15 protein-coding genes and 1 pseudogene are annotated in these 26990 nt (G+C 44.5%); 15 read left to right on the top strand and 1 reads right to left on the bottom strand.

Annotated features, from left to right (window positions below; all coding sequences use genetic code 11):
• Positions 1 to 3816 carry a fibronectin type III domain-containing protein gene (locus AC58QT_RS11215; RefSeq protein WP_497409049.1) on the top strand — a complete coding sequence of 1272 codons (3816 nt, stop codon included), beginning with the start codon at positions 1 to 3 and terminating at the stop codon, positions 3814 to 3816.
• A gap of 124 nt (positions 3817 to 3940) precedes the next feature.
• Here the strand turns inward: AC58QT_RS11215 and AC58QT_RS11210 are convergent, their stop codons facing one another.
• Positions 3941 to 4720 (bottom strand): alpha/beta fold hydrolase, encoded by a 780-nt coding sequence (locus AC58QT_RS11210; RefSeq protein ID WP_497409316.1) that lies wholly within the window; start codon positions 4718 to 4720, stop codon positions 3941 to 3943.
• Positions 4721 to 5490: 770 nt separating this feature from the next.
• On the opposite strand from AC58QT_RS11210, the gene AC58QT_RS11205 reads away from it, so the two are divergent.
• The 14 genes and pseudogenes from AC58QT_RS11205 (at position 5491) to AC58QT_RS11140 (ending at position 26951) form a co-directional block, all read left to right on the top strand.
• Entirely contained in the window at positions 5491 to 6654 is a 1164-nt protein-coding gene (locus AC58QT_RS11205) for an ATP-binding protein (protein WP_497409048.1), read from the top strand.
• A 263-nt stretch (positions 6655 to 6917) separates the two neighbouring features.
• Positions 6918 to 11189: an early set domain-containing protein gene (locus tag AC58QT_RS11200; RefSeq protein WP_497409047.1), complete on the top strand. Its 4272-nt coding sequence runs from the start codon at positions 6918 to 6920 to the stop codon at positions 11187 to 11189.
• Positions 11190 to 11357: 168 nt separating this feature from the next.
• Positions 11358 to 12329, top strand: a complete 972-nt coding sequence (locus tag AC58QT_RS11195; protein ID WP_497409046.1) for an ABC transporter permease — start codon at positions 11358 to 11360, stop codon at positions 12327 to 12329.
• Positions 12329 to 13198, top strand: coding sequence for a carbohydrate ABC transporter permease (locus AC58QT_RS11190; RefSeq protein WP_497409045.1), 870 nt, complete (start codon positions 12329 to 12331; stop codon positions 13196 to 13198). Before AC58QT_RS11195 ends, AC58QT_RS11190 begins: the two co-directional genes overlap by 1 nt.
• A gap of 64 nt (positions 13199 to 13262) precedes the next feature.
• The gene (locus tag AC58QT_RS11185) at positions 13263 to 14873 is read left to right on the top strand and encodes a type 2 periplasmic-binding domain-containing protein (protein ID WP_497409044.1); all 1611 of its coding nucleotides are present in this window, start codon (positions 13263 to 13265) and stop codon (positions 14871 to 14873) included.
• Between the two features lie 83 nt (positions 14874 to 14956).
• A complete protein-coding gene (locus AC58QT_RS11180) occupies positions 14957 to 16732 on the top strand; it encodes a cache domain-containing sensor histidine kinase (RefSeq protein WP_497409043.1) in 1776 nt (591 codons plus the stop codon).
• The gene (locus tag AC58QT_RS11175; protein ID WP_497409042.1) at positions 16729 to 18162 is read left to right on the top strand and encodes a response regulator; all 1434 of its coding nucleotides are present in this window, start codon (positions 16729 to 16731) and stop codon (positions 18160 to 18162) included. Before AC58QT_RS11180 ends, AC58QT_RS11175 begins: the two co-directional genes overlap by 4 nt.
• A gap of 28 nt (positions 18163 to 18190) precedes the next feature.
• A complete protein-coding gene (locus tag AC58QT_RS11170; RefSeq protein WP_497409041.1) occupies positions 18191 to 20497 on the top strand; it encodes a glycoside hydrolase family 95 protein in 2307 nt (768 codons plus the stop codon).
• An 82-nt stretch (positions 20498 to 20579) separates the two neighbouring features.
• Positions 20580 to 20801: pseudogene (locus AC58QT_RS11165) on the top strand (sigma factor); the annotation flags it as partial.
• Positions 20802 to 20885: 84 nt separating this feature from the next.
• The gene (locus AC58QT_RS11160; RefSeq protein ID WP_497409040.1) at positions 20886 to 21731 is read left to right on the top strand and encodes a serine hydrolase domain-containing protein; all 846 of its coding nucleotides are present in this window, start codon (positions 20886 to 20888) and stop codon (positions 21729 to 21731) included.
• Positions 21732 to 21940: 209 nt separating this feature from the next.
• Positions 21941 to 23749 carry a sensor histidine kinase gene (locus AC58QT_RS11155; RefSeq protein WP_497409039.1) on the top strand — a complete coding sequence of 603 codons (1809 nt, stop codon included), beginning with the start codon at positions 21941 to 21943 and terminating at the stop codon, positions 23747 to 23749.
• Positions 23746 to 24834, top strand: a complete 1089-nt coding sequence (locus AC58QT_RS11150; RefSeq protein WP_497409038.1) for a response regulator transcription factor — start codon at positions 23746 to 23748, stop codon at positions 24832 to 24834. Before AC58QT_RS11155 ends, AC58QT_RS11150 begins: the two co-directional genes overlap by 4 nt.
• Positions 24835 to 25050: 216 nt before the next feature.
• Entirely contained in the window at positions 25051 to 26022 is a 972-nt protein-coding gene (locus tag AC58QT_RS11145; protein ID WP_497409037.1) for an ABC transporter permease, read from the top strand.
• Positions 26023 to 26069: 47 nt separating this feature from the next.
• Entirely contained in the window at positions 26070 to 26951 is an 882-nt protein-coding gene (locus AC58QT_RS11140) for a carbohydrate ABC transporter permease (RefSeq protein WP_497409036.1), read from the top strand.
• Positions 26952 to 26990 lie beyond the last annotated feature (39 nt).

Below are 26990 nucleotides of genomic sequence, written 5' to 3'. Positions count from 1 at the left end.
ATGAGAGAGAAACGCTTTGTTCTACGGGAGCATCTACACCACCCAGCGTACAACTGGCCGCTTACGCCTATTCAATTTCCTGTGCAATTCGAACCTGGAGAAGCGGTGCTTTCACAATTAAGGGTTTATAACACTTCGGAGGAAGGGAGTAAGGAAGTCACATTCCAACTAACGGACCTTGTTTTCCATGATGGAGGGGGGATTGCGGCTACACTCCACCTTATCTCTGATCTACCCTCTGGTACGACAAAGGAATTTATGCTTGAAGCTGGAGAACAATCCAGCGCATGGAATGGCGAAGGTATAGAAGTAGGACCTGGTTTCCAGATACATACAGACGAAGATGCCATGAAGATTAGTGGCTCAAAGCTTAGCATGGTTGTGTATACCGCGGGGGCGAACAAGGAGAAGGCATTTGGTGAGGTGGAACCACTCTCCCTATTTCAAATCACACCTTCCAAACATACACAAGGGAGTGGATTTGGAATTGAGAACGAGATTGGCATTGGAACTGGTTATTTGACTACAAGCCGCTCTGTGCACATCCAAAATAGGAGAGTTCGGTGTGTGACATCAGGGCCACTTTTATTAGATATAGAAATTCAATGCGATCTGTCCGATGGAGGAGAATACAAGCTGCTTCTTCGCCTATATGACGACTTACCCTATGTTGAAGTGAAAGAGTTTATGCAAGGCCTCTCTGAGCAGGGGATAGCGCATCTAGACATCCAATGGAAACAGATGAACTTCCGAACCAGGTATACGGTCAACCGAAAGGAGGAGCAGGCTGCTGCATACGCCATGCACGATGGCGAGTTGCCTTTTATGCTTTTGCCTTATCGAAATTGGAATTCTTGGTGGCATGAGAAATCCGTTGCCTTCCGGTCAGAACAATTAACCGCTGGTATTTTCGTCCGAGATGCTGAGGAGTGGGATGATGGGGAATATGCCCTGTGGGGTTCATTGCCCAAGTTGGGTATTCGGTTTTATTCGAAAGATGACGATGAATCTAACACCCTAACATGGCGATTCCCGTTCGTCAATGGTACACGCTCAACGACCATCGTATTGATGGCTGAGGAAGAGGGGAGTTCCTCGGTTTCCTCGGATCACATAGAACACATGAGGCTGTGGCTTTCGCTGTTGAATCTCAACAAGGTGAAAGACTGGGTACTTGATTGGGAGGAACCGCAATCCGCATATCCACGTTTTTTTCGACCGCATGATGGGTTCGATGCATCTCCTGCATGTATGCAGATGATGGTCGATTCAGACTCCCGAAATATGAATCATATCGGTCAGATTAATCCAGTGGATGGCAGAGAGTTTTTCCGCTGGGTCCCGTTGCTGGACCTAAGCGCAGAGAACATGTCAGAAGAGCAATGGAGACGAATGAGAGCGGCAAGTGCTTTTATGGCATATGTGCATATGGATGAGCATGTGATACCGATTCGGCGTATGCTTGGCGGACATCCTAATTTTTTGGCCGATGTTGCGGCCGTCCCCGGTATGATGAGCGCCCTGTTTCCAGGACATCCGGACGCCCGTAGGTGGAGGGACTATTTTGAACGAGCTATGGCGCTTAATCTGAAGTACCATACAAGGCCAGACGTTCTGAACATGGAAGCTACAGGAGGACGTTGGACGGAGAATTTAGGCGTATATGTGTGGGCATCCCTCAAACCGATGATCAGAACCGCATTTCTTATGGAGCAAAAAGGTGACAATCCGCTGCTGTATCCTAATCTGGTGAAGCTAGCCGACTGGTTGCTGAACAGTCTTAGCGCCCCGGTAGATGGCAAAAGGACCTTTCCACCGCAAGGGGCTCACTCCGATTATGCCAGCTTGGACGGCATACCGCATGCGTTACGGGATTTGGGAGTGATGCTTGAGCGATACCACCCTCATCTAGCGGAACAGCTTATGCAGGTGACAAGTGATGTTGCCGTTGCACCGGAAACGAGGGAAGAGGATGGGGTTTGGCGACAGCTACTCGAGGATCGCAACTTTGGCACGCAATGTATTGGACCTCGCTTGGAATCGACTAAGTTTACCGGCTATGGCTATGTGCTTCGTGCTGAGGTAGATACCCTGAATGAAATTTCCGTGCATCTCCAGCAATTAGATCAAGGACCTAATTACCGCTGGGGTCGGGCTTCCGAAGGAGGGAACGGTGTTTTGTACTACTATGCGGCTGGCCGACGATATAGTTGGAACGGGCCCGAAGATGTAGGCGACGTGAACCGGGGGGATGTGGAGGCTTGTACGAATTTTGCCGTGATTAAGGATCGGGTATTCCAAGGGATTGGGCAGTGCGAAGTGACCGAACCTTTACATGATCTGGGCGTTGGTCAATATGCGCGGATCATATCGAATCCCGATGAGGGACGCGATTATCGTTCTCGGAGCGTGCTGCTCTCGGGCAGTGACTATCTGGTCATTTATGATGAGGTGTCGGATATGAGGGTTAAAGGGCGATTCTCCTGGTTCGTGAACACAAGGGATACTTTTCCGACGATCGTACAGCTCCAACCTGGTGCTGCGTATATTGAAAGTGTCGTGCATCAGCCAGCAGATGTATCGGGGGGCTATGATGCTCCGGCAGCTTCGTCCAAAGGACGATATTATGATGGGCATGGGAGCTTCCTTACGCTCGTGAGTCATCTGCCTGACACTCAGCTGGAGGTGCAGTCTGAAGCATACGGGGCGAAGGTGACTCTGGAAAATCGGATTGATTATGTGTTCCGACATTCAGCCAAGATTCGTTGGCGGCGTGATAAGCTCGGCTTTGTCGGGAGAGCGGGTATGATCCGGATTCACAAGGATGAACAGACCACGGAATCTGCGATTTTCGATGGACAGAGCATTCGAACAGGAGCCTTTACAGTGACGATGAAGCCGATAGGTGAGGATCAGGGGTTGCCTTCAACGGGGTTCTCCTGTGTTGAGAGAAATGGGATCTTATCTGGAAAATGGCATACCTCCGATGCCTGCCTCGCCATCATAGAGGTACCCCAGAAATTGTCGCGAGAGGGGCGTGCCCTGTACATGGATAGTTTGAAAATAACGCCAGTATCCAGTTCCGATAATCGGATTGAAATCCGATTAGAAGCGGGTATACATCAATGGGAATGGACGGATCGGTTACCGATCCCAGGCAGAACTAGGATCACCAGAGCGGTTGTTGCAGTAGGTACAGTTGATCTACAATGGACTCCTGCGGCTAGCGCCCTTGCCTACCGAGTGAAAGTACGCGAATTAATAGAAGAAACGCCCAATGAAAGGATCGTTGTTACGGATCAAGCTATCGTACGAATCCCCGGCATAATTCCGGGCAAGAAGTACGCCGTTCAAGTGCAGGCCTACAATGAAGATCAGTCGGGTTCTTGGAGTGAGCAATATCCTGTGCATGGTTCAGATCAGCCATCGGAGCCTCCTAGAGGGTTAAGGATAAGCCGATTAGAGCAAGGATACCGTGTGTCATGGGGAGAAGTGATTGGTGCGGCCAAGTATTGCTTATATCGCAGAAGCAGTGAGAATGATGTCTTACATCTGGTTTATGCAGATGCGGATACGGTCTACTGTGATCTGAATGCGGATTCAGTAACAGACTATGAATACAGTGTCTCTGCAGTAAATGGCAATGGAGAAGGTGCTTTGTCATGGAGCAGAGATACGCGATTAGGGGGTATCACAGACTGGGATCCACGACCTGAAGAGAGCTTCAGAAGAGATCCCCGGAACCATGAGTACGGTTATTCTGGCTACGATGCGAGAAAGCAGGATGCTTTATCCCCACTGAGCCCTTATTGTTAATGGAACGAAAAGGCTGTTCCCAGTTTGATCGGGCAGCCTCATAAACATTTGGGCAGTTTTGCTCAAACAAGGAATTATCGAACTATTTTTTATGGGGATTGATGGTGCGACCAATCTAAGTCGTTTATACAAAAGTAGCTAATAGTTGGTTGAATCTATCACGCTCCTCCAAAAAAGGGCAATGGCCGCTGTATTGGAAGGGAACTAATTGTGAATTGTTAATGAGTTTATTTGTTTCCTGAGCTTGGGTAAACGGAACGATTTTATCATGAATGCCATGAGTAATTAATGTGGGTACATGGATTTGCCCAAGATCGTTGTAAACATTCTCGTCTCTTAGCGTGACCATAATGGCGGAAGTCGACCAATTCGCAGCTTGTAAACCCATTAGAAAGAACCATTCGGATTTCGGTTCAGAAAGGTACTGAAAGAAAAAATTCTCCGTTTGGCTTTGCAGCATTTTCGGACGATCATTATTTGTTTCTTCGATAATTTTATCCGTAAACTCTTTTGGAACGCTTGATGGAGAAGCCGCGTCGATCAGAACGAGTTTAGATACGCTGTATCCTTTGTATCGAGCCATATAACGAATCGAGATCGCGCCTCCGGTAGAGTGACCTGCCAGTGTTATGTTTTTTAGCTGTAATGTTTCGATGACCACACGAATATCATCAGCTAATCTGTCGAAACCGTAACCGTCGAAGGGTTTATCCGAATTGCCGTAACCTCTCCAGTCCATTCCGATACAACGATATCCGAGCTTTGGAAGGAAATTGAACTGATACTCGAACTGGTGATGGTTTAGCGGCCATCCATGAATAAAAAGTATCGTTTTATTTCCCTTTGGATTGATATCCTCAATAAATACTTTCACGCCCGGTTCCACAGTAACGAAGTATCCCAAGTGTATCGCCTCAATTTTTATAGAAAATAACTTCCCAACTAAGATATTCGCCATAGGCAAGGTGAATACCTAATATCGGCGTCTAATGAGGAACATCAATTAGGTATTTTCCGATATTCATGATCTGCATTATTCAACATCACCTGTTTTCTCATTTCGGTATATCGGGATTTTTGTATAGCCAGTACCGATGACAGTTATTTATGCCAACCCCGTGAGAAGTCGCAGTAAGTAAACGGTAAAGCCGGCAATTCTTTGTGAGTGCGTTGAAACTTGTATGCAAATGAAACTGAACTAATCCAATGGCGTGTGAGCGCTTGTTTTACATTGCTTTTAGCTAAGAGAGTTTCATCAGTCGTAATTGGAACCTATCAGTCTTCCTTGTTAAACGATGAGAGCACAGCTATTTTGGATTACTCGCATGATCGTTAATCTGTAATATTTATGGTAAAAAATCCTGAAGTCTAAGCTTTCAGGATTTTTTGTTTTAGAAAGTTTAGACGTCTTCTGTGGCTTTTTGCGTTATGGGGTAAAGTTCTTGTTGTCAAATTTCAATGACAAGAACTTTACCCCATTTGCAATTTTTACAAGAACTTGATCTCATTCCCGAATTGCCGCCAGTAACTATGTCTTATAGGCCGCGGGCATACGAACGAGCAGGATAGTTGAATCGCTATGTGGAATAGTGATGATATTGGAGGAGTGCTATTCACTACGTTGAAGCAGTATAGGGGATGAGTTTTATACTTTTGAAAAGGGGAAGGCTTTAAATGGAATATATCCCAGATGAATACTGGTTTCTTTTTGATCATTCACCAGGCGGTGTCTCCATTGCAATGGATCCGCTTTGTACAACCATTATGCATAATAAAAAAGCTGCGCGAATGCTGCGCATACAATCAGGTGGGTTTTTTTCCCATTCTTCGACTGAACCTCCCAAGGCAAAAGTATACCGCAACGGGATTGAGCTTGAAGCTCAAGAAATGCCTATGCAAAGAACGGGATGCTTAAAAGAAGAGGTCGAAAATGAAGTGTTGGAATTTGTCTGGGAAGATGGTTATAAATCCATTTCCGTGTGGAATACCAAGGCTATTTATAATGAAGAAGGAGTAGTGTTAGGCGTGCTAGCGACTTCTGAAGATATTTCGCACTTCGTACTGAAAGAGCGAGAAGTCCGCATGAATAAAGAACATCTTGAGAAGATCGTCAGTGAAAAAATCGAGGAACATACCCGGCTTCGCAATGAAGTTGAACGACTAGACCGATTAAGTATAGTTGCACAAATGGCCGCTAGTATTACTCACGAGGTAAGGAATCCAATTACAACAGTGAGAGGTTTTTTACAGCTCATTATGAAACAAAATAATTTTTTCAACTTTCAAAAATATTATGAACTAATTATCAGTGAGTTAGATCGTGCAAATGAAATTATCGGAAATTTTTTATCCCTGTCAAGGAAGAACAATTACATTGATCGAGAAGAGCGTGATTTAATGACGATCTTTCATGCTGTAATGCCATTATTAGAAGCAGATGCATTGATGATGGGCAAGAAGATCGTGTTTATTGAGAAGCTAGTTCCCCTCCTTTGGGTAAATACGAAAGAAATTCAGCAAGTGATCATTAATCTCGTTAGGAACGGCCTTGAGGCTTCAGGAGTCGGTTCTTGTGTGACTGTTGAATTGTTCGAAGATCAAGATCATGTAGGGTTTATCGTTAAGGATGAGGGCGGAGGTATTCCTGCGAAAATTCTTGAACAACTTGGGACTCCGTTTCTGACAACCAAAGCAAGTGGCACCGGTCTAGGGTTATCGATCTGTTGGGATATCGCGAGAAGGCATGAAGCTGAGCTCAAAGTGGTGACGGATCATGTAGGATCCACCTTTATATTCTCTTTTAACAAAGCAACGAATAGAGGTATCACTCTCGATTAATAGGATAGTACCCCCAAACGAGTACCGATTAAGGTAACCTCTTTCCCAGAGGAAAGCTTATGTCGGTACTCTTTCTATGTAATCTAAGTAATGTACATAGCAATTCTAAGAATTCACCATACAGTTGATAGCGCTTTCGGAATAGAATTAAAGGCATTGACAGGAAGGGGGACATGATGAATAAGAAGGAGTGGTTGTGGAGTTGTTACGTTAAGCATCTGACATTACGCTAATCATATCTATGAATGGAAGGCGGTTGAATTATGAAAATAAAAAAAGCCATGTCGTTTATGCTTTCTTTGATTCTAAGTGTATCGCTTGTTTCACCGATGAGTCTCCTGTTTCCATCGATCACGCATGCAGACAGCTTCACAGTGCTCCATGCGCTGGATTTTAACAACTATACGCATACGCAAAACGCGGCAACGATCCCAGCGACGACAGGCCCTGCGTTCACTACTTCTACGAATATCAATACGACAGCTGGCGAGTATATCGATACGGTTACCGTTCCAGGCAGGCAGGATAAAAGCTTGCTGATCAATACCAAAGGGACGAACGGCCTTTATATTGCCAAATACAGCATTACGATCACCGGCAAAGCTGTATTCGAGACCAGTGTTCGCTTTAATAATACGAAGCAGGATCGCATCATTTTTGAAACGAAAAATGCTTCAACCAATAAATTTGCGGCTTTTTATAAATTTACGAAGAGCGGCAAAATCGAGATTAACAGCAAAGCCACAACGATGACGTACCTGCCAAATACGTGGTACAAGTTGAAAGTTGTGGTGAATAATGCGAGCGGCACAGCTGACTTTTATATCAATGATGAGCTGAAAGTATCGAACGAACGTTTACCTTCCGCAGCGGCTGATAATGGGCCAAACGTTGTGAATCAGATGAAAATCTTCCAGACAGGCACAGCGGGAAATACAGAAGATGTCCAGATGTATCTGGACGATATTAAGGTGACCCAAATCAATTCGCTGGGAACGCCGAGCACCGCAGGGCAATTTGTCCAAGGATGGGAAGCGATCACGTATGCGGGCGCCCCTGTCTTTGAAGAGGATTTTACGGAAATTGAGCATGGTTTACCTTCACTAAAAATAACTGGGGCGAAAGGTTCTTTAGGTACTTATGCGAAAGACTTTCCAGTTGAGCCAGGTGAGAAGTACACGTTTAGTACACTGTGGCGAGGAGAGGACTTTAGTAACTCTTACATCAGAGCTGTATTTACGGCTATGAAAGACGGACAAAAGCTGCAGGTAAACGGATTTGATGTCGAGGAGCAAACGTCAACGATTACAGCAGTTCGGAACGATTTTGCCCCGAGAACGCTTTATAGGTATACGGCACCTGCCGGTGCTGATGCCGTACACATTCAGCTTGTACTCAATGGCATAGGCACAGCATGGTTCAATGCACCGAATTTGGATAAGGATAAAAAGGTGCAAGAGGAATTAGGCAAGTATAGCTCCAGCGATGTTACCCATCCGATTCTGCACCCGGAAAACCTGTATCCGTCCCCTTCGGCGTATAGTAACATTGCGAACGAGAGTGCTGCCACGCTCGGGCAAAAAGTTGATCCGTTCCTGGCCAAAAGCGATGAGGAACTGAAATCGGATGCAAGTTTAGACGCACTTACCCGTACAGGTGTAAACACGAGAGGCAGCTATGAAGCAATGGCGCGTCGATTGGCTGTTCTGTATACGCAGACAGGCGATGAGACGCTGGCAAGGAAAGCAATTATCATGTTGACGGAATCTGCGAAAGCATATCCGGAAGTCCCGCATGACATTGTGGGGAATGCGTTCTTTTTCCCAGCTGACACGGTTCCTTTAGATGCTCTATATGCCTACGACTTGATGTATCATTCTACGCAATGGACGGCTCTTCAAGCGAATGGGGCACTCTACGCAGGGGAGGATCTTCGTGAAGCGGTTGAAGGCTGGTACCGCCAGTCCGTCATGGACTTGTATAATATGCATAATCAAGGAGTAGGGCGTTTTGATAATATCGCTCCCTATGGCATTGTGACTGTGTTTGGTGTCGCTTCCGTCTTGAACGATCCACATATGATTCGTCTGTTTATGCCGTGGTTTGACTCGCTGCTATCCAATACGGAGCTTTATACAGATGGATTCTGGGGTGAAGCGACAGTCTCTTACCATCAGCAAGTGTTTAATCTGTTTATGAAGGCGTTCACGCAATTGCAAGAAAACTTCCGGGATCCTGTAGGTTATGTCGATACGAAGTATCATCTGGCATTTACACCGTCCTTCAATTTGGGATCGCGGTATCCCTTATATTTGAAAGGACTTGCCATTCCGGATAAACTGAGATACCCGAATGGCGCAATTTTAGCGATTAATGACACCCATTCTCCAGGTGCACACCCTGTGTTATTGGCGGAGATTCAGCAGAAATATTTGAACAACATTGAGTCCAATCATTATGGCTTGTTCTCCCTAACGCAAGGAGATGTACAGGATACGACCTTTGCCAGTCTTTCCTTCCCACAAACGACAGATGGCGGGCCTTATTTGACGGGAGGCCATCAGCACGCAGCTTATTTAAATATGACGCTGTATGGCAGCGGCATGGAGGTCCTTCCTGATCCAGGCTATCCTGTTCGAAATGGCTATGCTTATGCCTATCAGGAAATGACAGGCCCGATGCATAATATTCCATGGGCATGGTCCAAAACAGGCAAGTATACGGAACAAAGTTACGAAAGTTCGCGTGGCGCAATGCTGGCTTATGATTCAGGCGATAAAAGCAATAAAGCTATTCAGTTAATTGAAGCTTCCGAGCTTGGTCCAGTTTCAGATCTTGTAGATGTGAAGCGCCGTTTGCTGATGATGGTGAACTTAGAAGGAAATCGTTCATATACGTTGGATTTAAGCCGTCTTAAAGGTGGAGATGCTCATCAAATCTTCTTGCGAGCTTCGGAAGATGAGGATACAGAAATGACGACATCCTTGCAATTGACCCAGCAGCCTGATGTTGATGTGAGCAGCTACATGACCAGAATTAGTCACAGCGAAGGCTTGAGCGATGCTCGAGCTTTGATGAAAGTTCCACAAACTGCGGACGGCAATACGGATTTTCAGTTTACATGGAGAGGGAAGGAAACTGGCACTTCGCTGCGAGCGTTTATGAATGGCGTAAGCGGGGACGAACTTATTTTCTCCCAAATCCCGACAATGCGCAGATCTGAACTGAAAAATGAAAAGAAAGATGCATTCCCAGGCTGGCACTTTCAGCGAAGACAGCTGGTGACACCAGAGGAAACGACCAAATTCGGATCCGTCTATGAGACATGGCGAGCGGAGCAACAGCCTCTCATTCAAAACGTAGTCTGGGAAGAAACGAACGACCCCATGACACAGCTGGCAAAAGTAGAATCCGAGAACTATATCGACCTGATCTATATTAGCGACGATACGCAAGTTCGTGAGCTGCAGGGCGTACAGTTCGCAGGTCGTACCGCAATGATCCGCAAAGATAAAGCGAGCGGTTCGTACATACAGGGTTATGTATATGGCGAAGGCAGCATCGTTGCACCTGGCTTTACGTTGCAAGGTAAAGCTGATCTGCAACTGGAAGTAACAGGGACGACAAGTACCTACGATGGTCCTCTAGGGGACGGCACGATGGCGACGCCTGCGCCAAATAATGCTTTGAATGTCAGTGGTCAAGTGCCACTTGATCATTCACTAGACGGCATGTGGCTGCAAACAGAGCTAGGTGATCACTCCGGCTTCGGGATGAAGATTACGGGAACGCAAGATCATCAAATTCAAGTTAGAGATTATCCACCGTTTCAAATCGTTCCGGGAGGATCTGTTGGCGAATTTTATCCATTCGTTGATGTATTTATCCCAGGTACCGTTCAGGCTCGTATTAGTCAGCCATCTTTTCGTTTGATTGCACCAACGAGCTTGGCGAGCACCAAGCCCGCTGAGGCTGTATTGTCCCATGACAATGGCTATGACACAGGTCTTCAGGAGGGTGACTACCACGTCAATATGAATCTATGGTATGGGAATAACGCGACCATGTATAAGCTTTTTGAGAATCATATGCTGATTGATACCCAGTACCTATCTGACCAGTCCCCAAAGGCTCAATCAACGGTGACGTCGATAACGTATAAGCCAAATGGCACATACCGCTATTATGCGGAGCTTTCTAACGCTTTTGGTATAACCATCACGCCGGAACTGACGGTTCAAGTCACGCATGCTGTTCCTGCGAAGCCTGTATTGGCGCATAATAACTGGGATGGTGACGGTCATTTTGAAGTGAGTATGAACATGTGGTGGGGCAGTAACGGGCAAACGTATCGTTTGTACGAGAATGGTGTTCTTATTGATACGCAAGAGTTACATCGTAAAACGCCAGCTGCGCAATCCACGATGACCATGATCACAGATCGACCAAAGGGAACTTATACGTATCGTGGTGAGCTCGTTAATTATGCGGGAGCGGTATCAAGTGAGACATTGACGGTACAGGTAACAAAGTAAAACTAGTCATGATGAGGAACGATTACTGAGTAAGCTAAGTAATCGTTTTTTTTATTTTTTGTAAAACCTTAATACTTTCCATAGCGATGCTTATTTGGCTCCATACAAGTGGCAACGCTTCCATACTACAATGTAAATAACAACATCACAGATAAAGGAGGAACGCAAATGGCATCATCGACAGAAACATGGAGGCAAACACATACGGTAAATTTGAAACAAACCCAAAGTAAGAGCAAATACATGAAGGCCATCTGGGAAGCCAGATATTTGTTCCTTTTATTACTGCCAATGCTGCTCTATTATGTTGTATTCCATTATGTTCCGATGTACGGCTTGCTGCTGGCATTCAAGGAATTGAATTTTAAAGAAGGGATCATGGGCAGCCCTTGGGTGGGATGGAAGCACTTCGAAACGATGTTCAACTTACCCGATTTCACCAGAGCTTTCAAGAACACCTTAGTCATTGCCTTCGGGAGGCTGGTATTCGAGTTTCCAGTTCCGATTATTTTAGCCATCATCATCAATGAAGTGCGTCACAAGGCGATGAAGAAATTTTATCAAACGGTATACACATTTCCACACTTTCTTTCATGGGTCATCATCTCGGGCATTATGCTTAATTTTCTGGGCAATGACGGGATTTTCAATCAGCTGCTGCAAGGTCTCGGATTTGAGAAGTTAAGTCTACTGCTTGATGCGGATAAATTCAAAGGATTGCTGTACAGCACGAACATCTGGAAAGAGATGGGCTGGGGAACCATTATTTATTTGGCAGCGATTGCCGGTATTAACCCCGAATTGTACGAAGCAGCTTCAATGGACGGAGCGAATCGGTTTCAAAAAATTACCGCCATTACGTTGCCAGCGATGAGAGGCACGATTCTCGTACTGCTCATCTTAGCACTCGGCAATATCATGGGCGGCGCTGGTTTCGATCAGATTTTCAATATGGAAAATCCGGCTGTACGAGATGCTTCGGAAATTTTGGATACATACATTTACCGTGCTGCATTTACGCAAGGAGCGGGATTTGGCTTAACGACGGCAGCTGGCTTGTTTAAATCGGTTATCAATTGTCTCATGCTGCTGGCCGCCCATTACATCGTCAAATCCAGAGGGCATGGAGGACTATTCTGATGAAACAAAAATTCACACCTGTTGATACAGGCATTCACGTTTTCCTGTTGCTCGCTGCCGTACTAATGGTGCTTCCGTTCTACACGGTTGTCCTTCAATCCTTTGCAACGCCTGCAGCGATAGCAAAACAACCGATTTACCTCGTGCCGACTGTGATTGACTTTGCAGCGTACAAAACAATCTTTGAAGGCAAGGAAGTTTGGAGCTCGCTTGGTAATTCATTTTTCGTCACGCTGGTTGGAACTGCCATCAACATGCTGCTTACGACGTGCGGAGCATATGCGCTAACGAAGAAGCATTTGCCTGGACGCGCATTCTTCGTCGGTCTCATCATCTTCCAATTTCTATTTCACGGAGGACTCGTGCCCACTTATTTAACCGTGAAAAACATTCATTTGCTGAACAGCATCTGGTCCATGATTTTGCCAGTGGCCGTCAATACCTTTTATTTAATCATCATGATGAATTACTTCCGAAGTGTGCCTGAAGCGCTGGAAGAATCCGCTAAGATTGACGGAGCTAATGATATTCAAATTTTGTTCCGCATCATCTTGCCGATTTCCATGCCGACGATCGCTGCGATCACTTTATTTTATGCGGTTGACCGTTGGAATGAATGGTGGAACGCGATGTTGTACATTCAAGACGCAGCGAAGTTTCCAATGCAATTGTATTTGCGTGAATTGCTATCGGATTTAAGTAAGTTAATGTCTGCGGATGCAGCTGCAGATTTCATTAACAAAGATGTGTTCACAAATGGTGTCAAAATGGCGCTCGTTGTCGTCACCGCACTTCCGGTGCTGCTCGTGTATCCGTGGCTGCAACGTTACTTTACGGCTGGCGTTACGCTGGGGTCCGTCAAAGAATAATTGATTTTAAGTGCTTGTTCTTAAAATAAAACTAGGTATGATTACATTGTGGGGGGATTTTCAAATGAAACACTTAACAACCTTGAAGAAGCGCACAGTAGTTGCCGTATTACTAACACTAACGATTGCTTCACTAGCCGCTTGCGGATCCAAGCAAGAGCCTGCTTCGACATCACCTAGCAGCGCAGCACCAGGAGCTGCTGCGAGCACGGCACCGGCTAAACCGACCGAAGTCTCCGTGGCCCTCTGGGATATTGGTAAAGCGCTCGCTCAACCAGATACAGATGATTTGCTGCAATATGTTCAAAAAGAGACGAACATGATCTTCAAACCGCTGAACGTGACAGCCAATGACTACAAAGAAAAGTTCCAATTATGGGCCGCTTCTGGTGAGCTGCCTGACATGTTCATGACGGATTCCCGCCTGACGCCGACGGTGGAACAATGGGTGACACAAGGTCTCATTCGTCCGCTTCCGGATCTCAGCAAGTATCCGAACTTAAATAAAATCGCACAAATGCCGGATTCTCAAGCATTGAAAATTAACGGTAAATTCTATTTCCTTCCACGTATCTCCAAGTTGTCTACGGATGAGTGGGCATTGGAACGCGGATTTGTTGTACGCAAAGATTGGCTTGAAAAGCTGAATATGAAAGAGCCGAAAACGTTTGATGAGTATAACGAGATGTTTAAAGCTTTTGCAACGAAAGATTTGGATGGCAACGGGAAGAACGACACCATTGGGTTGACGCATAACTTCCTTGATGTCCTCAATACGACACTAAGACTAGGTTCCTCTGTGCCTAATCTAGGTGGCTGGATGCAGGAAGACGGCAAGTGGATCCCATCTTTTACATCGAAAGGCATGTCTGATTTCCTAACGAAATATAAAAAGCTTTATGCAGATGGAGGTTTGGACAAAGACTTTGCACTGCTGAAGGCAGGAGATGGAACGTCCAAGTTCGCGCAAGGGAACGTTGGAGCTTTGAATATTCAAATTAGTGATGGCTCACTAAAAAAGATCAAGGACGAGTGGGACAAATTTAATCCGAATAAATCATTTGAAGATTCGATTACAATTCTACCTAGTTGGCAGTCGCCAGATGGCAATACGTATCGCCCAGGCGGTTCCATCGCTTACTCTGATCTCTATTTCAATGCTAAGCTAGATGATAAAAAGATGGATGCGATCTTGAAGTTCTTAGATTTTAACTTGTCTGATAAAGGAAAAGATGCTTTCTCGTACGGTGTAGAAGGCAAGGATTATAAAAAGGATGGAGGTAAAATTGTAGCCCTCCGTCAAAAACCAGCTTATCCAAGCAGCGGTTTCTTCTCCTTCGTAGAGGGAATCGGACATAGCATGAACACAGCTCGCGATGCCAAGTACAATGCCATTCCGAAGAAACTGGTCGATATGGCGTATGACAAATACGATTGGCTTCTAAAGAATACGAAAGCGCAGCAAATCAACTACAATGTCGAGTTTATTAGTTCACCTGCCAAGAATCAGCTGCAAGCACTCAACACGAAAATGTACGACAATGTCGTCAAAGCTGTTCTTTCCAAAGAAGATCCTATGATTACTTGGGATAAATTCCTTAAAGAAAATCAAGCGCAAATTGATTCAGCCATCAAGGAAGTCAATGACATTGTAGTGAAACAAGGCATTAAGTAACAGGAATAAACGTAGAAAGTCTGGCAATCAGACTTTCTACGTTTTATTATCATTAGTAGAACTTCACGGAAGGGAGAGCTGTGATGCTGGGATTTTTGAAAAATCGAGCGATAAAGGTACAGCTGCTTGTTGTATTCGCGATCACATTTTTGCTAATGTCCGTCGTTCAGTATGTGAATTACTGGAAGACGACTAACGTTATTTATCAGAAGAACAGCGAATACGCCACGGAGTTGATGAACAACGTAGAAACGACTTTATATGCCAATGTCGAATCGGTGAATCGCATTATGACAGCTCTATCCTTTAATAATACGGTGCAAAATTTTTTCTTGGAGACAGATCCTGTTAAAAACTTCGAATTACATCTGGAATTAACTGGATTTTTGGATAAAATGAAAGAACTGAAGCAAGGGATCGCGGAGTTTATTCTAGTTGGCGATAATGGAAGAGCGTTCAATGTGGGATACGCAGAGCGTCTTGGTGATATTAAAGCGATTATGCAGGATATTTCACGGAATAAAGAGCAGGCGGCCATGTTCAGGATTATTGGTTTACGTTCCGTGTATTTAAACGATAAACGAGGCAATTATGTCGTGGCTAGTTCGCTAGTCCGATCGATTAAACCAGGAAGCTCTTACGGACAGGATGTCGGCTATTTGTTAATGATGATGGATGTGAAAGCGATTAGTCCACAAATTGAAGATTTCTCGCAAAAAACGTCGGGTAACTTTTATGTCCTTGATTCTGCAGGTTCTGTGGTCACAAGCAATGATAAGTCCAGTTTAGGATCAACTTGGAAGAAGGATACTGGAGGAGATACGATTACGAGGGAAAAGCATATTCCTGATATCGGCTTTACCATGGTCAGCGAAACGCCCAAGAAGGAGCTTTATAAAGGGTTGCAGCAGGCAAGAATGACGACGCTTTGGTTATTTTTAGCCATGATACTCATTGTTTATATCTTATATAAAGTCATTGCGAACAATTTTGTGCAGCCAATACGTGCTTTTGGCGATTTTATTAATCAAATCCGAGGTAAAAACGTCCATCTTCTCACCGAACGTGTGCAGCTGGATGGCTATGCGGAAATAGGGAGTATGGCCGGGAAGTTTAACCAGCTGCTCGATGAAATTCGCGATTTGACACAAAAGCTGCTCCTCTCTCACTCGCAGGTGTATGAGCTGGAGCTGTTGAAAAAGCAAGCCGAAATCGGCTTCCTGAACAGCCAAATCAATCCGCATTTTTTGTATAACACGCTCGAATGCATACAGGGCATTGCAGTTGTAAGAGGCGCGCCGGAGATTGGCACGATGACGTCTAATTTAAGCCGCATTTTCCGATATAGCATCAAAGCAGCCGATGAGGTTACGTTGCAGGAAGAAATGCAAATTGTTAAGCATTATGTCTCCATCCAAAAAATTCGTTTTGATGAACGATTTGATGTGCATTATGATTTTACAGATGAAATGCTCGCGTTGCATGTGAAGAAAATGATATTGCAACCGATTGTTGAAAATGCGATTTTCCATGGGATTGAACTGAAAATGGAAAAAGGCCATCTCTGGATTCGTGGTGATCTTGATGAGCATGCAAACCTGCGCATTACGGTACAGGATAATGGGATTGGTATGAGCAGCGAACAACTTCACGATTTGCAACAGCGATTGGATATAGAGCTTTCGAACGAATCTCAGTTATCGATGGATGGAAATCGGTATCGCGTGGGTCTATCCAATGTGAATCAGCGTATTAAACTCGCTTATGGCAGTTCATACGGTATCACAGTTAAAAGCACGGAAGGCGTAGGAACGGAAATCGTGCTGAAGCTGCCTGGCAGAAAGGATGAGGACAGATGATTCGTGCATTGCTAGTCGATGATGAGAAGTGGATTCTAGAGAGCATAAAAGCCAAGGTCGATTGGCAACGTCATGGTTTAACCTTAGTAGGGGAAGCTTATAATGGCATTGTTGGGCTTGAACAGATACGTCTATTAAAACCGGACATCGTGATTACGGATATTCGCATGCCTGGCATGAGCGGAATTGAACTTATGGAATCCGCCAAGCAAGACGGGCTCAGTACCGAATTTATTGTCATTAGTGGATATTCGGAATTCGAATATGCACAAAAAGCGATCAACTTAGGGGCGGAAGGGTATATTCTGAAGTCGATTGAAGCGGAAGAGATGAATCAGATCTTGAGTAAGGTTGTGCAGAAATGCAACTTGGCTAGACTGAATGATATCGCCTATTTATTCACGCTGATTCAAATACAGTCGCCAAAGAGTGATAGGGAAATCGTAAGGCTGCTTGATAAATTGGGTCTGCAATGGGAGGATACCGGCATTGCGGTGCTCGTGTTTCGCGGGATAGATGATCTACCGCTTTCACAAATCGTGCGCCATGTACCATTGAAAATTGGTAAAAACATGCACGCTGTTTTACTTTGTCAAAGCGAGCTTGAGGCCATGGTGCGTTTGGTCAAGCAAACCGAATTTTCCAGCTTAGTTGGGATAGGTCAAGGGCTGTTGGCTGCTAAGCCAGATCAATTGCAGGCAGCTATTCAAACTGCGGCGGAAGCGTCCTGTCAGCTTTTCATGCATGGGAATCGTAACGAGGTTATCATGTATGATCCGGCAGGCAAGCTAACGAAAGATGTTACAACCAGACTTTATTCAGCTATTCGTAGTACTAACAGAGAACCAATCACAAGTCTTTTCGCTGAGCTTGAGTCGATGGCCACAAATGAGCAACTGACGATTCGCGACGCACTTCATATCTATCATGCGATGGTATCGATGACCTATGAGAGTTCAGTGGAAGAAGATTTTATGCATACCTATGAGCAGCTCCTAGAAAGGTTCAAGAGTTTTTCGAACATGCTGCATGAACTTAAATCCTTTATCCCTGAAGCTTCTCGGACAAGAGATTCCATGGCTGACAAAATTTCTAGTGTAACGTTTAAAAAAATTATGAATTTTGTGGAGGAACAGTTTCAAGAAAATGTTTCGATCCAGAGCATTGCCGAGCAATTCGAGCTTCATCCCAACTATGTGAGTCAACTATTTCAACGTGAATTAAAAATGACCTTTACTAATTACTTATTCAATATCCGTATTGAGAACGCTTGTTCGTTATTGAGGGGGACAAATCGATCCATTAATGAAGTCGCGGAGCAGGTCGGATATAATGACTATTTTTATTTTGCTAAAATCTTTAAGAAACGCTTTGGCGTGACTCCGACGCAATATCGCATGTCCAATGATAGGCTGGTTATCGCAGATTAACAATTCGTTATATAGGGGAGGAAACACAATGCAACGTACAGACACAAAGCTATGGTATACGCAGCCTGCTAAAGCTTGGGTTCAAGCTTTGCCTGTAGGCAATGGAAGACTTGGCGGCATGGTGTTTGGAAATTGGGCTGATGAACGCATTCAGCTGAATGAAGATTCCGTATGGTTTGGAGGTCCTAAGTCTGACCGCAACAATCCAGAGGCTGCTGAGCATCTGGAGCAAATTCGCAGCTTGTTGTTCGCCGGTAAGCCGCAAGAGGCCGAGCGATTAGCGAGATTAACGATGACATCGATTCCTCAGCATTTCGGTACCTATCAGACGCTGGGCGATTTATATATCCATATCGAAGGACTCGAAGGGGAAGTGCGGGCGTACAAGCGAGAGCTTGATTTAGAAACAGGCATCGCTTCAGTTGAATATGTGTGTGGGGATACGACATACCGTAGAGAAGTGTTTGCCAGTGTCCCAGATCAAGCGTTGATCATACGGATAACAGCATCAGAGAAGGGGCGAATCTCGCTGAGTGCAGGACTGAACCGGCGCCCATTTGAAGGTAATCTGGAGCGCACTTCAGATGACGAGCTTATCATGAGCGGCAGGCTTGGGGCTGATGGCGTTGCGTATGCTACGGTTGTAAAAGCAGTAGCGGAAGGCAGCAGTGTTCAAACGATCGGCGCCTATGTCACAGTGAAGAACGCAGATGCCATTACGTTGATCGTTACCGCACAGTCGAGCTTTCGTTGTGACAACCCAGATTTGGTAAGCAGAGGGCAGGCTGAAGCTGTGGGAGGGAAACCGTATACCGAGCTCCGAGAAAGCCATGTGAATGATCATCACAAGCTATTTAGCCGGACGCTGCTTGAGCTTGGCGGTTCACAGGAAGCTGAGCTGGTGGGGCTTCCAACGGATGAGCGGCTCACGCGCATGCAGAAGGGCGAGACGGACCTCGGATTGGAAGCGTTATTTTTTCAATATGGGCGTTACTTGCTAATGGCAAGTTCTAGACCTGGCAGCCTGCCTGCGAATTTGCAAGGCATCTGGAATGAGAGCCATACGCCGCCTTGGGAATCGGACTATCATCTCAATATCAACCTGCAGATGAATTACTGGCCAGCAGAGGTGTGCAACCTAGCGGAGTGTCATGAGCCGTTGTTCGACTTTATGGAACGACTGCAAGTGAACGGCCGTCAGACGGCCAAAAAGGTTTACGGCGCAGGTGGCTTTGTTGCCCATCACGCAACGGACCTGTGGGCAGATACTGCGATTCAAGGCACGTACATTCCAGCCGTTATGTGGCCGATGGGCGGTGCGTGGCTCGTTCTGCATGCATGGGAGCACTACTGCTATAGCAAAGATGAAGTGTTCCTTCGCGAAAGGGCGTACCCATTAATGAAGGAAGCTGTGGAATTTTTCTTTGATTTCCTCATTGAAGATCATGATGGACAATTCGTAACTGCACCATCGCTTTCCCCGGAGAACACGTACGAGCTTCCAAACGGGAACAGAGGCAGACTTTGCATTGGTCCTTCCATGGATTCACAAATTCTGCACGAACTGCTTACGGCGTGCTTAGCTGCTGGGGAACGGTTAGGGCTGGCGGATGATTTTCAAAGGAAGGCAACTGCAACGTTAATGAAACTTCCTAAACCACAGATTGGACGAGAAGGTCAATTGCTGGAATGGACTGTCGAGTATGGGGAACCAGAACCTGGACATCGCCATATCTCTCACTTGTTTGCGCTTCATCCCGGTCAGCAGATCACGCCAGACGGCACACCGCTGCTTGCGGCTGCTGCTCGTCGAACGCTCGAAATGCGATTAAGCCATGGCGGCGGCCATACGGGCTGGAGCCGGGCATGGATTATGAACTTTTGGGCGCGTCTGGAGGACGGCGAAGCGGCTTACGAGAATTTGGTTGCGCTGCTTGGTCATGCGGTGCATCCGAATCTGTTCGGTGACCATCCTCCGTTCCAAATCGATGCTAACTTTGGCGGTACTGCGGCTATAGCTGAGATGCTTCTGCAATCGCACGGTGGGGTAATCTGCCTACTACCGGCACTACCGAAGGCATGGCCGAGCGGTTGTGTAAAGGGATTGCGTGCACGCGGCGGATTCGAGGTTGAGATAGTCTGGTCTGATGGCCTTTTGAGAGAGGCGAAAATTCGTTCCTCGATCGGAGGTGTGTGTACGATTCGATACAAAACCGCTTTTGTCGTTACCGAAGCAGGCAGCAGCACGTGTTGGACTGGTGAGAACAAAGAAGCTTCTAGTTCTCTTTTGCTTGTGACAGAAGCTGGTAAGGAGTATGAAGTGAACTTAATTTAAGCCTAGGTCTGCTACGATAAAAGTAGAGATCCAAAGTGGAAATTCGATCTAACAATTTAAAGCGGTAGTTAAATTTACCTTGCTTCGTGTTCATATCCTCAAAAAATTCGACAATACCGGAGAAGATTTGGAGGATTTGATTTCTATTGGGACGATCGGACTAATCAAAGCGATCGAATCTTTCTCACCGAATAAGGGCACGAAGCTGGCGACGTTTACGGCACGATGTATTGAGAATGAGATTCTGATGCACTTGCGCTCCTTGAAGAAAACGCGGAAAGATGTGTCCTTGCATGATTCGATTCAACCAGTTCCACTCAGAACACTACTGAGAACATTGTGAAGGGAAGTAATAATTATTAAATTCGACGATCTATCACGAGTAATATTGAAAGATAAAATCGAAAGCTGCCTAGTGTATAAAGATGATTCTATGGTCTTTGAATACTATAGAAACCGTAAAATGAAGGACAAACAGCATAAGGTATACTCTATCACGAAGAGTATCTTATCCGCATTATATGGGATAGCGATTCAAAAAGGATTTATTAAGAATGAAAATGTGCCAATAGCAGACTTTTTTGAAGATATCGAGGATGCGAAAAAAGAAATTACGATTAAACATCTACTAATGATGTCATCTGGATTGAGATGGCAAGGGAATAAAGTAATGATACCGGCGAAAAATTGGGTGAGATTTACGCTAGATCAACCGCTTGTGTCCGAACCTGGAATGGTAATGACATATAGCTGTGGCAGCTCTCAAGTATTAAGTGCAATCCTGCAACGAGCAACTGGTATGGATACGGTTGCATTTGCGAAAAAGTATTTATTTACCCCATTAGCCATTCATAATTTCAATTGGCATCATGATGCACAAGGTGTGGCAATTGGCGGCTTTGGCCTAACAATAAAGACTGAAGATATGTTGAAAATTGGAATGTTGTATTTAAACAACGGAGAATGGAATTCCAAAGCTCTCATCCCCGTTGATTGGATTCGTGAATCAACAGCAATTCACATGAGAAACCTCGAGGGACCGTCGTATGGTTTTCACTGGTGGATACTAAATGATGATAGCGGTGAATCAGGTAAAACATATTTTGCAAGAGGAATGGGCGGTCAGTACATCATTGTAAATAAGAATAAGCGAATCGTTACTGTTTTTACAAGCAACACAAATAGTGATCGTACAAGTCCAATGGAATATTTTCAAAATTTTATATTAAATTGATTGGTACATAATGTCTACATAACAGGTTACAGTTCAGTAAAGGAGTAGGGGGACCTGCTTCTTTTTTTATATGATTAAAAACCTAAATATCCCCTCATATAGCCCAAAGATTTCCCTATATTCACATTAGATTCAATTAGCTAAAATAGTTAAAGGTGAACACATTATTTATTTGGGGTATAATGTAAAATTTGGAGAGGGGGAGTTATGTGTTTCGAAAAATGCGGAACTCACTTCAATGGAAGCTAATCGTGATGATAACTCTAATCCTATTATTTGTGATTACGGCTATAGGAAGTATTAGTTATTACAAAAGCTTGAAAGCAATTAACTCAGATGTGGTCCGATTTAGTAACCAAATTTTAATTCAGGCCAAATATAATTTGAGTCGCTATATTGATGACAATGAACAATTTTTCCAGACGCTCGGAAGCAGCAGTGAGTATCATGATTGGTTGAGTGTTAGTGCAGGAAGAGATTACTATATTTATCAATATTATAAAAATATGTCTTCCAAAATCATCGAACCATTTGTTGAGTATCACCCAGAAACGCTAGCCATTGTTTTTTATAGTGACCGTGGATACCAGAGTGTGTTCCGCAATCCCAACGAACTGGATTATGTCCTTAATCCAAACTATTCCATGAAGGATATGCCATGGTTTAAGGAAATACCTTTTTCTGGGAAAATGTCTAGATTTGTTTCTTTTAATTCAAGCTATTCCGATCGGATCGGATTACCTACGAAGCTGCCCGTCTTAACCTATGTGCAGAAATACAGTTTTGCCGGTGAAACCGGGTATCTACAAGTCGATATTTCGCTGATGCCTACGCAAGCTATATTAGATGCGATTGAGTTGGGAGCGAATGGGGAGACTTTAATTGTCGATGAAGCTGGCATTATTCTAACTGCACCTCGAGTGGAGCGTGTTGGTACGCATATTAAACAAGACCTTCAAAATCTGCTGAATGATCATACATCTGGTTCCTTTTACCGTGAAGAAACGAAGCAAATGATTGTATATCAGGACATTCCGCGCACCAATTGGAAAGTTATTGCAATGGTCCCTTATAGTGATTTGGCTAGCAGTATATCAAGTATCCGAAATTGGACGGCATTGATGATCATCATCGGTATTGTTGCCGCCAGCATATTAGTATTTCTGGTAGCGGCTTCTATTACAAAACGGTTAAAGGAACTTCGAAGGACCATAGGGATGACGCAGATGGGGAGACTCGATATTCGGATTGAGGTGAAAGGTACGGATGAAGTAGCAGAGGTAGGTGCTGCTTACAATAATTTGCTTGATCGAATAGACACATACATTTACCAACTAGCGGAATCTAAGACTGTACAGCAGCATGCCATCTTATCGGCACTTCAATCTCAAATTAATTCCCACTTTCTTTATAATGCACTTGAATCTATTAATTCAATGGCGAATTTGGCAAGACACCAAGGTATTCAGGACACTACAATTGCACTTTCAAACATGCTGCGTTATACGTCTAACTACCATGAAGTTCTCGTTTTTTTGGAAAATGAGATGGAGCATCTGTCCGATTATATTCATATTATGACGATCCTTTACCGTAATGAGATTCAATTTCACCTCGACATTGACGATAACGTAAGGAAAACAAGCTGCCTGAAAGCGATCGTCCAGCCATTTGTGGAAAACAGTATTAAGCATGGCTACGAGACAACGGCTGAGCCTATGGAGGTCAGAATTGCGGCCCGAATGGAAGGTGAAAAGCATGTGCGAATTGACATATGGGATAACGGACTTGGTTTCACTGAGGACAAGCTGAAAGAGCTGCAAACGTTGCTAACTTACGAACGTCCGGTTCAGGAGTTCATGCAACTGTCCCGTGTTGGCGTGCTTAATGTGCATTATCGGCTCAAAACTTTTTACAAAGAATCTCTTTCTGGTGTTACAATCAACCATTCAGATACGGGAGGAGCACACATTTCAATTATATTCCCTTATAAAATCAAAGAGGTGACTGCTCTATGATCCGTGTATTGTTAGTTGATGATGCTCCACTCATACGTGAAAGTTTAACGCAATCCGTCGAGGAATTTAAAGATACTATCGTTGTCGCAGGCTGTGCGGCGAATGGGCAAAAAGCATTGGAATGGTTGGAAACCCATTATGCCGATTTGTGCATAACGGATATTCGAATGCCTGTTATGGATGGACTAACTTTGATTGAACATATTAATAAACGTTTTCCTTGGATGATGACTTTGGTGGTATCCAGCTATGATGATTTTGAATATGCCAAGCAAAGCATTCAACTGCAAGCACTTGATTACATTCTAAAGCCCGTCAACCGAGAACTGCTAAATAAAGCGTTAGGGAGGGTTGAGGAACGAATGAATCAGGAGCAAAGTCGTGATGCGGATTCATTTCTACTCAAGAAGCTCCCTCAACATCGGGTTTGGATGGAGCGCTGGCTAGAACAGATCCGCACACTGCAAACGGAAACCATGCCCCTGTTAATTGTAGAGACGATGGAACTACTGGAAAGCTGGGTGGATGGCAAATATCATTTGCTAAATGCGCTATCTAACGCTTGGCTTCAAACGCTTATTGAGGAACTCACGGAAGACAAGATTCATTTGGAGCTGGATGAGGGCGAGGATTTGGGCCTAGGGGATAAAAAACTGTCGTTAGCATCCATAAGGAGCTATTTCCGACTATGCGCTGTGCGCAGGCTGGAAGAGGGAGCTTATCACATCGTAGAGGCGATGCGGGGTGTGAGGGATCATCAAAAGGTGCGGAAGGTGGAGCAGATCAAGACATACATCCAGCAGCATTTTGCTGAAAATATAAATCTGCAGGAGCTTGCACAGGTCATTGACGTGAACAAGTCTTATATGTGTACTTTGTTTAAGCACGAAACCGGCATAACGGTACTGAACTATATCATTGCGCAAAGGATGGCGTACGCCAGAAATCAATTGCTGAGTACGGATTTGAAGGTGTACGAAATTGCAAGTAAAACCGGCTATGAAGATGTTGTCTATTTTTCGCAAATATTTAAAAAAATGTACGGTCTTAGCCCGCTCGATTATAAAAAGAGAATGAAGTCTTGATCAGGTTAATCAGCTTCTAATTCACGCGTTGTTACACAAAGTAGCCCTTGATCCTTTCAGTAAAGAGATCACGGGCTTTATTTATTTGTATGCCTTAAAACGAAATATCCTCTAATAAAATATAAATATTCACTGCTACAAGCCTCTGGTTGTTACGTTCTATAATAATGGTAACAGAGAAACAGCCATTCGTAGACGAAGGAGAGTGAGGGATGGATGAACCAAGCAGGCTTATCGCAATCATCCGTAATAAAGACAGTAGATACGATTAAGAAGATTAAAAAGGAGCCCTTAACGCGGTATATAGTTAAGAATTGGCCGTTGTATGTCATGCTCATACCTGTATTCCTATATTTCATTACATTTAAGTATGTGCCTTTGCTGGGGAGTGTCATTGTTTTTCAGAATTACAATATTTTTAATGGTTTTTTTGATAGTGAATGGGTGGGATTACGTTGGTTTCACATCTTGTTCGAACAACCTCATTTCTTTCGGATATTCAGGAATACATTAATTATTTCCTTTTATCAAATTGTGTTTGCATTCCCAGCGCCGATCATTCTGGCTCTTCTATTAAATGAGATTCGAAGATCATCTTTTAAGCGGACTGTGCAGACTGTTGTGTATCTTCCTCATTTTCTATCTTGGGCGTTGGTGTACGGACTAGCCTATATGATGCTTTCTCAACAAACAGGGATGGTTAATCAACTGCTTTCCTATTTCGACGTGGGTCCCTTTAGCTTTCTACAGTCGGCATCATATTTCCGATCAGTCGTTGTAGGAGCGGGGGTGTGGAAGGAAATGGGATGGAGCACGATCATCTTCTTGGCTGCACTTACAGGAATATCCCCTTCCTTGTACGAAGCTTCCAAAATTGATGGAGCCAGCCGCTGGAAGCAACTCTGGCATGTGACCTTGCCTGGCATGCTGCCAACCGTTGTCATCCTACTGCTGCTCAAAATTGGGAATGTACTTGATGTCGGATTTGAACAAATATACATTTTTTTGAACCCCATCTCGTTTTCCGTAGGGGAAGTTTTGGACACGTATTCTTATCGCATCGGTATTCTAAATGGACAATTCAGCATTACAACAGCCATCGGACTATTCAAGTCCATCATCGGGTTTGTGTTGCTTATCAGTGTAAATAAGGTTAGTAACAAACTAACAGGCGAAGGTTTATTTTAACAAATGATGCCAAGTTTGCTAATGTAAAGATCTCAGGAGGTAGTCAATTGCCTATCAAATTATCACGTAGCGAGCGGTTATTCGATATATGCAACATCGTGCTGCTCAGCATAGTCAGTCTTATCACACTCATTCCACTTTTACATGTTGTTGCAGGCTCGTTCAGCTCTGCGCAGGCCATCCTTCACAATCGCGTTACGATCTGGCCAGTAGAACCGACGCTAGAGCATTTCAATCTTGTTATTCAGACGCCGAGCTTTTGGCACGCTGCCTGGATGACAGTTAAAGTAGTTGTTATCGGCACAGCGGTTAATATGTTTCTTACGATACTGGGTTCATATCCCCTATCTAAGAAAACGATACGCGGGCGCAAATGGATCTTGATGTTCATTGTGTTTACGATGGTGTTTCAGGCTCCAATGATACCTACTTATTTGATTGTAAAGTCTTTAGGACTTTTGAATACGTTCTGGGCGCTTGTTCTTCCGGGTGCTATCTCAGCTTTTAATATGATTCTCTGCATGACCTTCTTCCGGTCAATTCCCGATGAGCTGTTTGAAGCAGCAAAGGTTGACGGGATGGGCGAGTTCCGAATTGTTTGGAAAATCGTAGTTCCTTTATCCAAGCCGATCATGGTCACTCTTCTCTTGTTTTATGCTGTTGGACATTGGAATGCCTACATGGGGCCACTATTGTACATTAATGACCGTAATATGCAAACGCTTCAGATGTATCTATATTCTCTGATATCGATGGGGAACAGCAACGATATTGCTGCTGCGGCTTCCTCGGAAGCAAGTATTACCTTGGTTCCGGCAGCTATTGAAATGGCCACCATCGTATTGGCGACAGCCCCCATTGTGCTCATGTACCCATTTTTGCAAAACTACTTTATCAAAGGTGCCACATTAGGTTCAGTCAAAGAATAAGCCATCTATCGTTATGAAAGGCATAAAGCCTACATATAT

This window comes from Paenibacillus sp. J31R109, from assembly GCF_059692055.1.
The sequence above is the reverse complement of the archived record's forward strand: the minus strand, read 5'-3'. Positions and strand labels throughout refer to the sequence as shown.